Below are 14,352 nucleotides of genomic sequence, written 5' to 3'. Positions count from 1 at the left end.
TCTCGGCGTCCGGGCGGACCCACCGAGACCTCCGGGTTTCGTGCACGCCCGCGAAACCCTTAGCATCGGAGCGGTGATGCGGGAGCTCGCCGACGCCTGTTGGACGGACATCGAACCCGACCGGGTGACGGTGGCCGTCCCGATCGGTGCGTTCGAACAACACGGCCCACACCTTCCCCTCGACACCGACACCCGGATCGCGACTGCTGTCGCCGCCGAGCTGCCCGAGGTGGTCCTCGCGCCACCCCTGCCCTACGGAGCCAGCGGGGAACACGAAGGTTTCGCCGGCACCGTCTCGATCGGAGCCGAGGTGACGAAGGCGCTGATCGTCGAATACGGCAGGTCGGTATGCCGATGGGCGAAGCGGGTCGTCTTCGTCAACGGGCACGGCGGCAACGCCTATCCGCTGATCGAGGCGGTGAGCCTCCTGCGATACGAAGGCCGCGACGCTGCCTGGCTTCCGTGCGCGGTGCCCGGATCCGATGCCCACGCCGGTGTCACCGAGACGAGTCTGCTGCTGCACCTGGCGCCCGGGGCGGTCGACATGACGCGGGCCGCGGTCGGCGCAACGGAACCGATCGGAGCACTGATGCCACGACTGCGCGAAGCCGGTATCGTCTCGGTGTCCGCGAACGGAGTGCTGGGAGACCCCACCGAGGCCACCGCAGAACTCGGCGCGCGCCTGTTCGCGAGTCTGGTCGAGCGGGCGAGTGCACAGGTCGCCCGGTGGCAGCCGGGAACGGAAGGAAGGCTTCGGTGAGTCGGGCGATCACTCCACAGGCGACGTCCCCGGAGGCGGCGCAGCCCTCAGCGACCCGGCTCCCCGACGGTTTCGGTGTGCGCATCGACGCGCGGGTGCGCAGCTTCGCCGGAGGACGCGTCCTCGTCGGAGGATCGCCCACGCGCATGCTCACACTTGCCCCCGCCGCCGTAGCGATGATCGACGAGGACTTCGTCGAGGTAGTGGACGCGCAGAGCGCCGCGGTCGCGCGACGCCTGCTCGACTCGGGCATCGGAAACCCCCGGCCGACGAAGCTGCCGCCGAGTTCCGCCGTCACCGTCGTCGTCCCGGTCAAGGACAATCCGTCCGGCCTCGCCCGTCTGCTCGCCGCTGTCGAAGGGCACGAGGTCGTGGTCGTCGACGACGGTTCCGAGAAACCGGTCGAGGCGCCGGAACGTGGTCGCGTCCGGGTGATCCGGCACGAGACCGCACGCGGGCCGGCGGCGGCCCGCAACACCGGATTGCAGCAGGTGGCAACGGAATTCGTCGCCTTCCTCGATTCCGATGTGGTGCCGCAGCTGGGCTGGCTCGAACGATCACTGGGGCACTTCACCGATCCTGCGGTCGCACTCGTCGCGCCGCGCGTCGTGGCCCTCGAACCCGACAGCAGCGCGCTCGCGAAGTACGAGCACGCACGCTCGTCGCTCGACCTCGGCAGCCGGGAATCCGCTGTGGTCGCGGGTGGTCCCGTCTCGTACGTGCCGAGCGCGGCGCTGCTCGTCCGTCGCGACGCGCTCGTCGCCTGCGGTGGTTTCGACGAGACGATGCACGTGGCCGAGGACGTCGATCTGTGCCGGCGACTGCAGACCTCGGGGTGGCGGTTGCGGTACGAGCCCATCTCGCGGGTCGCGCACGACCATCGCACCCGCTTCCGGACGTGGTTGACGCGCAAGGCATTCTACGGAACCGGGGCGGCTCCGCTCGCCGAGCGGCATCCGGGTTCCGTCCCACCGATGGTGATGTCGATCTGGACGCTCCTCGCGTGCGTCGCGATCGCGACCTTCACCCGCGTCGGGGTGATCGCAGCGGTGCTCACCCAGGTGGTCACCTTCGTGCGGTTGCGGCGGATGTTCTCCGAACTCGACCGGCCCGACCGCATCGCCGCGCTGCTCACCGCCCAGGGATTCGCCGGTGGTCTGTGGCAGGTGGCGTCGGCGGTGTGCCGGCACTACTGGCCGGTCACGGTCGTCGCAGCGGTGTTCTCCCGCAAGGTTCGGCGGGCGGTTCTGGCTTGCGCTGTGGCCGAAGGCATCTGGGACTGGAAGACGCACCGCGAGAGCGGCGGCCTCGATCCCGTCCGGTACCTGCTCTACAAGCGCCTCGACGACCTCGCCTACGGCGCGGGGCTGTGGAAGGGTGCGCTCGACGCCCGCACGGCGGCCGCGCTCGTACCCGACATCCGGAAGTGACATGATCCCGGCGCACGCCGATGTGGTGATCGTCGGCGGGGGAAGTTGTGGCTGCGTTCTCGCCGCCGGGCTCAGCGACGATCCGGACCGCACCGTGCTGCTGCTCGAGGAGGGCACGGCGTTCGGGTCGGCGTCCGCTGTTCCGCGCGAGATCCGTGACGCTGCCGTCCTTCCGGTTGGTCCGGAGAGCCCGTGGACGGCGGACTTTCCCGGACGGTTGACCTCGGACGTCCAGGCGACCGTGACGCGGGGCCGGGTGCTCGGCGGCTCCGGCGCGGTCAACGGCGCGTACTTCGTGCGTGCGCGGCCGGACGACTTCGCGTCGTGGCCCGCCTCGTGGTCGTACGAGGAGGTGCTGCCGTCCTTCCGGGCCGTCGAGACCGACACGGATGTCCCCGGCGACCTGCACGGAAGTTCCGGCCCGATACCGGTCGCCAGGGTGCCGCGCGAACGGATGCATCCGCTCTCGCGTGCCTTCGTCGACGCCTCCGAAAGTGCGGGATTCGCACCGGTCGCCGACCTCAACGCTCCCGGACCCGACGGGGTGGGTGCGGTTCCGTCGAACATGCGCAACGGCACGAGAGTGGGTCCGTTCCTCGCGTACCTGGCACCCGTTCTGGACCGGCCGAATCTGACGGTCGCCGGCGGGGTGAGCGCGACCCGAGTCGTGATGGCGGGCGGTCGCGCGGTGGGTGTCGAGATCGCCGGACCCGACGGACCACGAACTATCTCGGCCGGACACGTGATCGTCGCCGCAGGCGCAGTGAGGTCCCCGCAGTTGCTGATGCTCTCCGGGATCGGACCGGCCGACGAACTGCGCCGGCTCGGCGTCGATCCGCTGCACGACCTTCCCGGGGTGGGCCGCGATTTCTCCGACCATCCGGAGTTCGCCGTCCCGTACCGATTCCGCCCGGGCCTCCCGTCGCACACGCTGCTGCTCGAGACGGTCCTGCACACCGAGAACCTCGAACTGCGCCCGTACACCGCGGCATTCGGTGCGGCGATCCCCGGCAGCGGTGTCGCCGATCCGGTGCTCGGCGTCGTCCTGACGCGCCCACGCAGTCGCGGACGCATCGTGCTCGACGAACGTGACCCGCGACGTCCACCTCTGCTCGACTATCGATACCTGACCGACCCGGCCGACCGGCAAGCTCTGGAGGAGGGTGTCCGGCTCGCCGCCGACCTCCTCGCCGCGACCACCGGCGTCGTCGAGGCCGGCAGCGTGGACGCGCGCGGCGGCAGGCTCGGAACGTCCCTGCACCTGTCCGGCACGTGCCGGATGGGCGACGACGAGCACGCCGTGGTCGACGAGTGGTGCCGCGTGCGCGGGATCGAGGGGTTGAGCGTCGTCGACACCTCGGTGTTTCCGCAGGTCCCCAGCCGTGGGCCGCACGCCACCGCGGTGATGCTCGCCCACCGCATCGCCGCGACCGCGAGGGATGCCCTGCCCCACACGGTGTGATCCCGACTACAGTGTCGGGGGAGGAGGCGCCGGTACATGACGGATCGTGGAATCGCGACGACCAACCCCTGGGTGGCACTCGACCCGGGAGCGGACGTGGCCGCGCACGCACGTGCGGTACTGCGCGCGCACGGCACGTTCGTCTCCGCCCGCGGCAAGGATCGGCTCGACGGGGTGCGCTCGGTGGTCCGCGACTCGTGGAGCCGGAGCCTGCAGCGCGGCATCGATCCCGACGTCGTCGAACAACCCGCACTGCTCTCCGGGCACGACCTCGAGGAGTACCGCGCCGGCCACCCCATGTCGCTGATCCGCCCGGTGGTGCGCAAGCTCCTCGTCGAGGACGCCGACGACAGTGGACTGCTCGTCGCCATCACCGACGGACAGGGACGGCTGCTGTGGGTCGAGGGCGATCACGCCGCGCGCGACCGCGCCCTGTCGATGAGCTTCGTCGAAGGGGCCGACTGGAGTGAGGACCGCGTCGGCACGAACGCTCCGGGAACGGCTCTCGCCGTGGATCATTCGGTGCAGATCTTCGGCGCCGAGCATTTCAACCGCACGGTGCACGAATGGAGTTGTTCGGCCGCTCCCGTGCACGACCCCACCAGCGGCCGGGTCCTCGGTGCCATCGACATCACCGGTGGGCACCGCGTCGCCGCGCCCGAGGTCCTGCAACTCGTCCGCGCGACGGTCGCGGCGGCGGAGGCCGAACTGCGGTTGCATGCCCTGAGCGGCCGCCCGTTGTTCCCGTCGGCGACGCCGCGCATCGAGACGATCGGCGCCGGGCGGCCCGCCCTGCACCGCGGAGGCGAACGCGTCGGCCTGTCCCGCCGGCACGCCGAGATCCTGCTGATCCTCGCCGATCACCCCGAAGGCCTGAGCTCCGACAGGCTCGCGATGCTGCTCGACGAGAACGAACTCGACTCGGTGACCATCCGCGCCGAGATGTCGCGCCTGCGCAAGGTGCTCGGGGCCGAACACCTCGGCTCGCGGCCCTACCGGCTGCTCACCACGCTCGACACCGATGTAGCGGACGTGCGCCGCGCACTCGACCGCGGCGACGTGGCCTCGGCGGTCCGCCTCTGTACCGGGGAGATCCTGCCCGGATCGGTGGCGCCGGGCATCGAGGAGATCCGCGACGGACTCCGCTCGGGCGTGCGGGCGGCGCTGTTGCGCTGCGGCGAGGAGCATCTGCTCGCGCAATGGACCTCGTCCGTCCACGGCCGCGAGGACATCACCGCCTGGGCGGCCTACCGGGCATCGATCGATCCCCGTTCGCCCCGCTTCGCGCAGGTCGACGCCACATTGACCCGATTGGACAGGCAGCTCGCAACGTAGTTGCAACCCTCGCGTTCGTAGTGTTTCGGATCACATACCGACCGCTCGACGCTGCAGGAGATGCACATGACCGTGTACGCCCGCCCCGGTTCGCCCGACGCCCACATGTCCTTCCAGTCCCGGTACGACAACTGGATCGGCGGCCAGTGGGTGCCCCCGGTGAAGGGGGAGTACTTCGAGAACGTCACCCCCGTCACCGGCCAGGTGTTCACCGAGGTCGCTCGCGGCACCGAGGAAGACATCGAACTCGCGCTCGACGCAGCCCACGCCGCCGCGCCGGCCTGGGGGAAGACCTCGCCCGCCGAACGCGCGGTTATCCTCAACAAGATCGCCGACCGCATCGAGGAGAATCTCGAGTCGATCGCCCTCGCCGAGTCGTGGGACAACGGCAAGCCCATCCGCGAGACCCTCAACGCCGACATCCCGCTCGCGATCGACCACTTCCGCTACTTCGCGGGAGCCATCCGCGCGCAGGAGGGTTCGATCTCCGAGATCAACTCCGAGACGGTCGCCTACCACTTCCACGAGCCGCTCGGCGTCGTCGGCCAGATCATCCCGTGGAACTTCCCGATCCTCATGGCCGTGTGGAAGCTCGCGCCGGCCCTGGCCGCCGGCAACGCGGTGGTCCTCAAGCCCGCCGAGCAGACACCGGCGTCGATCCTGCACCTGATCTCGATCATCGGCGACCTGCTGCCGCCCGGCGTGGTCAACATCGTCAACGGTTTCGGTGTGGAGGCGGGCAAGCCGCTCGCGTCGAGCCCGCGCATCCGCAAGATCGCGTTCACCGGTGAGACCACCACCGGCCGGCTGATCATGCAGTACGCCTCGCAGAACCTGATCCCGGTCACCCTCGAACTCGGTGGCAAGAGCCCGAACATCTTCTTCTCCGACGTGCTGTCGGCGAACGACGACTACCAGGACAAGGCGCTCGAAGGCTTCACGATGTTCGCCCTCAACCAGGGTGAGGTGTGCACGTGCCCGTCGCGTGCGCTGATCCAGCAGGACATCTTCGACGACTTCCTCTCGCTCGCCGCGGTCCGCACCAAGGCCGTCCGCCAGGGCGATCCGCTCGACACCGACACGATGATCGGCGCTCAGGCCTCGAACGACCAGCTCGAGAAGATCCTGTCGTACATCGAGATCGGCAAGAGCGAGGGTGCCAAGGTCATCACCGGTGGTGAGCGCGCCGATCTCGGCGGCGACCTCTCGGGCGGCTACTACGTGCAGCCGACGATCTTCCAGGGCAACAACAAGATGCGCATCTTCCAGGAGGAGATCTTCGGCCCGGTCGTGTCCGTGACGTCCTTCAGCGATTTCGACGATGCGATCTCGATCGCCAACGACACCCTCTACGGTCTCGGTGCCGGTGTGTGGTCCCGCGACGGTGGCGTCGCCTACCGTGCCGGTCGCGCCATCCAGGCCGGCCGGGTGTGGACGAACACCTACCACCAGTACCCCGCGCACGCGGCCTTCGGTGGTTACAAGCAGTCCGGCATCGGCCGCGAGAACCACCACATGATGCTCGACCACTACCAGCAGACGAAGAACCTCCTGGTGTCCTACGCCCCCAAGGCACAGGGCTTCTTCTGATCCGAACTTCGGCGCCTGTCACGTCCGCACGACGTGGCAGGCGCCGTTGCCATACGCTCGGAACACCGTGCACCCCAACGGAAAGGCAGGCCTGTGACCGTCCCGCGAATCGTGGCGACCGTCGATGCCGTCGCCCTGCTGCGCCGCCTCGCGCAGCGCAACGGACCGCTCATGATGCATCAGTCCGGCGGATGCTGCGACGGCTCCGCGCCGATGTGTTATCCCGACGGCGATTTCGTCGTCGGCGACTGCGACGTGCTCCTCGGAGTCCTCGACCTGCGCCTCGGGGCAGGGGAGACCCGCTCCGATCCGCCGGTCGGCGCGGACGCCGTGCCGGTGTGGATCTCCGGTTCGCAGTTCGAGGCGTGGAAGCACACCTGTCTCGTCCTCGACGTGGTGCCCGGGCGCGGCTCCGGGTTCAGCCTCGAGAGTCCGGAGGGGGTGCGGTTCCTCAGTAGGGGGCGCGCGTTCACTTCCGACGAAATGGCTCTCCTGGAAGCCCACCGGCCACTCACCGGGCGGGACCGGGAGGCCGGCGTGGAGCCCGCCGTGTCCGATGTGCCCACCGTGGTCGCCGAGGCCGCCGACGCGTGCCCGGTACCCGGCCTGTCCCCGTGATCCCATCTGCGTGATCCCATCGGGAGGAGGGTGACTCGCCTGCCGGTTGCCGGTGTGCGTCAGAATCGGGACGGAATCCGTCCGGATTCCGGACGACGACGTGGGCGCCCGGCGGGTGCGACGAGGAGTGGGCATGGCCTTCGCAGGCAACGTGGACGAACTGGCACTGCTGCAGACGGTGCGCCTGAAGAAGCAGGTCACTGCCGAGGTGATCGCCGCGCACCTCGGTGTGTCGGTGGCGGCCGGCCAGGCTGCGGTGGCCGCGCTCCTCGAACAGGGCAAGGCGTCGGAGAACGGCGGCGGCATCAGCCTCACCGACAAGGGCACCTCCGAGCTGAACGATCAGCTCGATGGCGAACGGGTCTCCATCGACGAGGATTCGATCTCGGAGCTCTACGACCAGTTCCTCCCGCTCGACGAGGAGCTGAACACGCTCCTCGAGAACGCGGACGCCGACGGATTCGTCGACGGCCTCATCGACCTCGACCGCCGGGCGCAGAGTCTGTTCGACGACGTGTCGGCGTTCGTGCCGCGCCTGTCGCGCTACCAGGACCTGTTCGCCGAGGCCCTGGAGAAGGTCAAGGGCGGCTCGCTGGCGTGGGCCACGGCCGCCAACATCGACTCCTACGCCTCCGTGTGGGGCGAGATGCGCCAGGAGATCGCGGGCGCCGCCGGCCGCTGACAATTTCGTTCGTTCGGCGCACTATGTGATGCCGGTCACCTCTACCCCCCTTTCGGGGGTGGTGCGGGGGTGACCGGCATCACTACGTTTCGTTCATCCGCCGAGGCGATCACGCCCGCGGTTCGAACGGACAACGGAGGACTCACGTGACCAGTGTGTCGACCCCGGGGGCTGCCGAACCCCCCGTCGCCGGACCGGTGGGACGTTCGCGTCCCGATCCATCCACACCCCGCCACGCGGGCCCCTCGAAGGAAGGGCCCGGTATCCGGCGCGTCGCCGTCGCCAGCTGCATGGGCACGACGATCGAGTTCTACGACTTCTTCATCTACGGCACCGCCGCAGCGCTCGTCTTCCCGACGGTCTTCTTCCCCGCGCTCGGATCGACCGCAGGTACCGTCGCCTCCTTCGCGACCTTCGCCGTCGCCTTCATCGCCCGCCCCGTGGGCGCAATGCTGTTCGGGCACTTCGGCGATCGCATCGGACGCAAGAAGACGCTGATCTCCACGCTGCTGCTGATGGGTATCTCCACCCTGCTCATCGGCCTTCTGCCCGGCGCCGAGACCATCGGTGTCGCCGCCCCGATCATCCTCGTGCTGCTGCGATTCGCCCAGGGCTTCGCAGTGGGCGGTGAGTGGGCCGGTGCGACCCTGCTCACCGCCGAATACGCGCCACCAGGCCAACGCGGTCTGTACGCGATGTTCCCGCAGCTCGGTCCCGCCATCGCATTCGCCCTGTCGAGCGGAACCTTCCTGTTCACCGGTCTCGCCCTCGGCGACACCAACGACGCCTTCCTGAACTACGGCTGGCGGATCCCGTTCCTGCTCAGCATCGTTCTCGTCGGCATCGGCCTCTACATGCGCCTCGCCATCGAAGAGACTCCTGTCTTTCGTGCGGAGCAGGAAGCCCGCCGTAGTGCCCCGGCCGCCGAGATCGAGGCCCCGCGCCGGCTGCCCTTCCTCGACGCGTTGCGCTACCAGGCCAAGGAGATCTTCCTTGCCGGCGGCGCGCTGGCCATCATGTTCGCCTTCTTCTACATGGGCACGGCCTACCTGACCAGCTACGCGACGTCCGAGCTGGGATTCGACCGGCCGTTCGTCCTGGTGGTGGGCATCGCCTCGTCGCTCGTCTTCGGTCTCGCGATCGTGCTGTCCGCGCTGTATTCCGACCGCTTCGGGCGCAAGAAGGTCATCATGGTCTCGTGCGCCTTCTCCGTGGTCTGGGCACTGGTGTTGTTCCCGCTCCTCGACACCGGCTCACCGATTGCGTTCGTGCTCGGAATGATGATCACCCTCGCGATCTTCGGTATCGCCTACGGGCCGTGCGGAGCACTGCTGCCCGAGATGTTCGCGACCCGCTACCGCTACACCGGTGCCGGTCTGGGCTACAACTTCGCCGGTGTCCTCGGCGGCGCCATCCCGCCGATGATCGCCGCACCGCTCGCCGCCTCCTACGGCGGTATCGCGATCGGGATCATGCTGGCCGGAATCGGCCTCGTGAGCCTGGTCTGCACCGCGGCGCTCGTGGAGACCCGCGACCGGGCCCTCTGATCCACCGCCCCACCGATCCACCCCCGGTGGCGGTCGTCCGGCAGCAGCCCGACGACCGCCACCACAGCCGTTTCCCCGCCTCGTGAAGGAGAATGCGATGTCCGGCCTCGACGTCGACCGTCTGCCCAGCTACACCCAGGGTGCCTGGGACGTCCCGCTGCTCGGCGACACCATCGGCGACAACCTCGACCGCACCGCCGCCCGCTTCGGCGACCGTGAGGCGCTCGTCGATTCTGCCGCCGGAAAGCGCTGGAGTTACACCGAATTCGTCGCGGACATCGACGTGCTCGCGCTCGGTATGCTGCGGGCGGGTATCACCAAGGGTGACCGCGTCGGAATCTGGGCACCCAACTGCTGGCAGTGGGTGCTCGTGCAGTACGCGACCGCGAAGATCGGGGCGATCCTCGTCAACATCAACCCCGCCTACCGCTCGCACGAGCTGCAGTACGTCCTCGAGCAGGCCGGTGTGCGGATGCTGGTGTCCGCCCCGACGTTCAAGACCTCCGACTACGCGCAGATGATCGAGACCGTCCGGCCCAACTGCCCCGATCTCGAGGACGTCGTCCTGCTCGACTCGCCGCGGTGGGACGAACTCGTCGACTCCGGCCGCGCCGCGCTCACCGAGGACCGGGCACCGCTCGACGCGGCCCAGGCCTCGCTGTCGCCCGACGATCCGATCAACATCCAGTACACCTCGGGCACCACCGGTTTCCCCAAGGGCGCCACCCTCAGTCACCACAACGTGCTCAACAACGGTTTCTTCGTCGGCGAGCTGTGCCACTACACCGAACGCGACCGGGTCTGCATCCCCGTCCCGCTGTACCACTGCTTCGGGATGACGATGGGCAACCTCGCGTGCACGAGTCACGGCGCGACCATCGTGTTGCCGGCGCCGGGATTCGACCCCGCTGCGACGCTCGGTGCGGTCGCCGAGGAGAAGTGCACGTCGCTGTACGGCGTGCCGACGATGTTCATCGCCGAACTGGCCGACCCCGGATTCGACAACTACGACCTGTCGAGTCTGCGGACCGGAATCATGGCGGGATCACCGTGTCCGGTGGAGGTGATGAAGCAGGTGATCGACCGGATGGGCATGAGCGAGGTCTCCATCTGCTACGGCATGACCGAGACCTCCCCGGTCTCGACGCAGACCCGCAGCGACGACAGCATCGAGCGGCGCGTGAGCACCGTCGGTCGTGTCGGCCCGCATCTCGAGGTGAAGGTCGTCGACCCCGTCACCGGACTGACGGTGCCGCGCGGCGAACCCGGCGAACTATGCACCCGCGGTTACTCGGTGATGCTCGGCTACTGGGATCAGCCCGACAAGACCGCCGAGGCGATCGACGCGGCCCGATGGATGCACACCGGCGACATCGGCGTCATGGACGAGGACGGGTACGTCTCGGTGACCGGCCGGATCAAGGACATGGTCATCCGGGGTGGGGAGAACATCTACCCCCGCGAGATCGAGGAATTCCTCTACACCCACCCGGACATCCTCGACGCCCAGGTCGTCGGCGTGCCCGACACGAAGTACGGCGAGGAACTCATGGCGTGGATCCGGATGCGCGAGGGCGCCGAACCGCTCGACGCCGATTCGCTCCGGACGTTCTGCACCGGCAAGCTCGCCCACTACAAGATCCCGCGCTATGTGCACGTGGTCGAGGAGTTCCCGATGACGGTGACCGGGAAGGTCCGCAAGGTGGAGATGCGCGAGCAGGCGATCGCCTTGCTCGAGGCGACACGACCGGACGGGGGCCGGTGAGACCACGGCCCTGCCGGAGAAGGATGTTCACTCGAAAGGCACGTCGAATCCGCCTCGTGTGAGAGGTTCATGATCGACACTGATGGGGTACATGGTCGTCGAGGTTGCGCCGCCCCGGGTGCGGCGCCGAACAGAGAGGCTCACCATGGGACAGATCATCGGCACGATCATCTTCGGCGCAGTCATCGGTATCCTCGCCAGGTTGGTGATCCCCGGTAAGCAGGCGATGGGGATGCTCATCACCATCGTCATCGGCATCATCGGTGCGCTGATCGGTTACTGGATCTGGGGTCTGATCTCGTCCGAGGGGAACGAGAACACCTCCGGCATCGACTGGATCCGCTGGATCATCTCCATCGCCGTCGCTGTGGTGCTCACCCTCATCTACACGTCTGCGACGCGCGAGCGGCGGTAGCCGAGAGTCCTCGCGCGAGGCTCCGTTTCGGACGTCGTGCACGGGCAGTCCGTCCGTGCACGACGGTTCCCGGCCGGTCCGGGCGGGCCTTCGTCCGTGTTCAGGTACGGTCCCGGACCGGGAGGTGAACTGTGGTGGAACCGCAATGGACTCCGACGGACGTCGACATCGAGCAGGCGAACGTCACCGGATTCACCCGGTTCGTCGAGGAGAGACACGGACTCGACCTGCCCGGCTACCGGGCGTTGTGGCAGTGGTCCGTCGACGAGCCCGGCGCATTCTGGCAGGCAGTGTGGGACGCCTTCGACGTCGTCTCCCACACCGACCCCGGCCCGGCTCTGGCCGACGCCTCCATGCCCGGTGCCGTGTGGTTCCCGGGCGCGCGACTGAACTTCGCCGAGTACGTCTTCCGGGAGCGTCCCCCGGACGAGGCCGCCATCGTCCACCTCGACGAGGAGGGACGCCGGCGCGAGGTCTGCTGGTCCGAACTCGAACGCCGGACGGCCGCGCTCGCCGCGACGCTCCGCGCGCACGGGGTGGGGGAGGGTGATCGTGTCGTCGGCTACCTGCCCAACATCCCCGAAGCGATCGTCGCCCTGCTCGCCACGGCGAGCATCGGGGCCGTCTGGGCCGGATGTGGACAGGACTACGCCGCGCCTGCGGCGATCGACCGTCTGGGCAGACTCGAACCACGAGCACTCGTCACGGCAACCGGATACCGCTACGCAGGACGGCGGCACGACCGCGTCGACGAGGTGGACGTACTCCGCGCCGCGATGCCCGGCCTCGCCCTGACGGTCGTCGTGTCGGAGGAGGAGACATCGTTCGACACGTCCGGGTTCGACACGTCCGGGCAGACCGGGACCGTTCTGGACTGGCGGGACGCTGTCTCCGGCGACGCCGCTCTCGAACCCCTACCCGTTCCCTTCGACCATCCGTTGTGGGTGGTCTTCTCCTCCGGCACCACCGGCCCACCGAAAGGCTTGGTGCACGGCCACGGTGGTGTGCTGCTCGAACACCTCAAGGCGTTGTCGCTGCACCTCGACCTCCGTCCCGGCGACCGCTTCCTCTGGTACACCAGCCCGAGCTGGATGATGTGGAACTTCCTGCTCTCGGGGCTGCTCGTGGGATGCACCGTCGTCACCTACGACGGCGCCCCGTCCCATCCCGAGGTCGATCGCCTGTGGCGGATCGCGGCCGACGAGAACGTCACGGTGCTCGGGACGAGCCCCGGCTATGTGCTGGCCTGCATCAAGGCCGGTGTCGTCCCGCAGGACGACCACGATCTGTCGGCCCTCCGCGGCGTCGGGGTCACCGGGTCGACGCTGCCCGCCTCGTCGTCGGCGTGGCTGTCGGACAACGCCGGTGAGCACGTGCAGGTGATGTCGATCTCCGGCGGGACCGACGTCGTGACGGCCTTCGTCGGCGCCGTCCCCACGGTGCCCGTGTGGCCGGGGGAGATCTCGGTGCCCTGCCTCGGTGTGGCCGTCGACGCCTTCGACGAAGGGGGCCGGCCGGTGCGCGGAGAGGTCGGCGAACTCGTGGTGACCGTCCCCATGCCGTCCATGCCCGTGCGGTTCTGGAACGACCCGGACGGCAGTCGCTACCGCGATGCGTACTTCTCCGTCTATCCGGGTGTGTGGCGCCACGGCGACTGGATCACGATCACCGAGCGCGGAACCTTCGAGATGCACGGCAGGTCCGACTCCACCCTCAATCGCCACGGTGTGCGGATGGGCAGTGCCGATATCTACCAGGCCGTGGAGAACCTGCCCGAGGTCGTCGAGTCGCTCGTCCTCGGCATCGAACAACCCGACGGCACGTACCGCATGCCGCTGTTCGTCGTCCTCGCCGAGGGCGTCACGCTGACCGACGACCTGAAGGAACGGATCCGTGCGGCCGTGCGCGAGCATGCCTCGCCCCGGCACGTGCCCGACGAGATCGTCGCCGCGCCCGGGGTGCCGCACACTCGCACCGGTAAGAAGCTCGAGGTTCCCCTCAAACGGATCCTGCAGGGAGCCGATCCCGGCCGCGTCGTCGACCGCACCGCGATCGACGAACCCGACCTGCTCGACTGGTACCGCGACCAGGCGTGATCCGGGGCACACCATGAGCGTCACCTAACTGGACAGTCCCCGTCCCGAATGGTCGGATTGCGCCCATGGACATCGCCATCAAGATCTTCCTCATCCTGCACTTCATCGGCCTCGCGGGCATCATCGGTTCGTGGCTCGCGGTCATCAAGGAACCGCGCGTCGTCGCCGGCATGCTGCACGGCGCCATCCTGCAGGTCGTGACGGGTCTGGCCCTGGTCGGTCTGCGGGAGGCGCAGGACGTCGTCGAGGTGAACCACATGAAGATCGGCATCAAGCTGCTGGTCGCCCTTGCCGTGCTCGTCGTGGCGTTCATCGGCCTGAGGAAGGAGAAGCAGAATCCCGGCTCGACCGCGACGCTCGCCCACGTCGCCGGTGGTCTGGGCATTCTCAACGTGATCATCGCCGTGGCGTGGACGTGATCGTCCGCACTCGGGTGACAGCTGGTCGGCGCCGGGTGGGCACCCTGTAGATTGGGGCCGATGCGTATGTCATGGGCTCCGGTGATGACCGGCGGGTAACCTGCTTCGGGCGCCTCGGCCGAAAGGCCGGGGATTCGTTGCTGCGTCCGGTCCTGCGGAGAGTCCTACCGCCCGGCCGCGCCGTAACGATTCCCACCTGGTCAGCAGATAAACCGAGAAGGTTGTGCGCTGCG

12 protein-coding genes are annotated in these 14,352 nt (G+C 68.5%); all 12 read left to right on the top strand.

All coding sequences use genetic code 11. The annotated features are described in order from the left end of the window. Positions 1 to 76 precede the first annotated feature (76 nt). Positions 77 to 760 (top strand): mycofactocin biosynthesis peptidyl-dipeptidase MftE, encoded by a 684-nt coding sequence (gene mftE / locus K3M35_RS10475; RefSeq protein ID WP_019291273.1) that lies wholly within the window; start codon positions 77 to 79, stop codon positions 758 to 760. After that, positions 757 to 2,190: a mycofactocin biosynthesis glycosyltransferase MftF gene (mftF, locus tag K3M35_RS10470; RefSeq protein ID WP_064060471.1), complete on the top strand. Its 1,434-nt coding sequence runs from the start codon at positions 757 to 759 to the stop codon at positions 2,188 to 2,190. Before mftE ends, mftF begins: the two co-directional genes overlap by 4 nt. 1 nt (position 2,191) lies before the next feature. Next, the gene (gene mftG, locus K3M35_RS10465; RefSeq protein WP_217579580.1) at positions 2,192 to 3,652 is read left to right on the top strand and encodes a mycofactocin system GMC family oxidoreductase MftG; all 1,461 of its coding nucleotides are present in this window, start codon (positions 2,192 to 2,194) and stop codon (positions 3,650 to 3,652) included. Positions 3,653 to 3,688: 36 nt separating this feature from the next. Then, positions 3,689 to 4,987, top strand: a complete 1,299-nt coding sequence (locus tag K3M35_RS10460) for a GAF domain-containing protein (protein WP_217579581.1) — start codon at positions 3,689 to 3,691, stop codon at positions 4,985 to 4,987. A gap of 66 nt (positions 4,988 to 5,053) precedes the next feature. Then, on the top strand, positions 5,054 to 6,577 hold the full coding sequence (adh, locus tag K3M35_RS10455) for an aldehyde dehydrogenase (RefSeq protein WP_006553532.1): 1,524 nt from the start codon (positions 5,054 to 5,056) through the stop codon (positions 6,575 to 6,577). A 93-nt stretch (positions 6,578 to 6,670) separates the two neighbouring features. Beyond that, positions 6,671 to 7,195, top strand: a complete 525-nt coding sequence (locus K3M35_RS10450; protein ID WP_006553531.1) for a DUF779 domain-containing protein — start codon at positions 6,671 to 6,673, stop codon at positions 7,193 to 7,195. Between the two features lie 133 nt (positions 7,196 to 7,328). Next, positions 7,329 to 7,877 carry a hypothetical protein gene (locus tag K3M35_RS10445; RefSeq protein ID WP_220666392.1) on the top strand — a complete coding sequence of 183 codons (549 nt, stop codon included), beginning with the start codon at positions 7,329 to 7,331 and terminating at the stop codon, positions 7,875 to 7,877. Between the two features lie 146 nt (positions 7,878 to 8,023). Continuing rightward, a complete protein-coding gene (locus K3M35_RS10440; protein WP_006553529.1) occupies positions 8,024 to 9,424 on the top strand; it encodes an MFS transporter in 1,401 nt (466 codons plus the stop codon). A gap of 97 nt (positions 9,425 to 9,521) precedes the next feature. Beyond that, positions 9,522 to 11,189 (top strand): AMP-binding protein, encoded by a 1,668-nt coding sequence (locus K3M35_RS10435; protein ID WP_220666391.1) that lies wholly within the window; start codon positions 9,522 to 9,524, stop codon positions 11,187 to 11,189. Between the two features lie 145 nt (positions 11,190 to 11,334). After that, positions 11,335 to 11,604 (top strand): GlsB/YeaQ/YmgE family stress response membrane protein, encoded by a 270-nt coding sequence (locus K3M35_RS10430; protein ID WP_016932945.1) that lies wholly within the window; start codon positions 11,335 to 11,337, stop codon positions 11,602 to 11,604. 134 nt (positions 11,605 to 11,738) lie between these two features. After that, the gene (locus K3M35_RS10425; protein ID WP_064852612.1) at positions 11,739 to 13,700 is read left to right on the top strand and encodes an acetoacetate--CoA ligase; all 1,962 of its coding nucleotides are present in this window, start codon (positions 11,739 to 11,741) and stop codon (positions 13,698 to 13,700) included. A 65-nt stretch (positions 13,701 to 13,765) separates the two neighbouring features. Then, positions 13,766 to 14,119, top strand: coding sequence for a hypothetical protein (locus K3M35_RS10420; protein ID WP_006553525.1), 354 nt, complete (start codon positions 13,766 to 13,768; stop codon positions 14,117 to 14,119). Positions 14,120 to 14,352: the final 233 nt, after the last annotated feature.

This window comes from Rhodococcus sp. DMU2021 (assembly GCF_019641445.1).
Classification (GTDB): Bacteria; Actinomycetota; Actinomycetes; order Mycobacteriales; family Mycobacteriaceae; genus Rhodococcus; species Rhodococcus pyridinivorans.
This window is presented reverse-complemented; position numbering and strand designations above follow the sequence as displayed.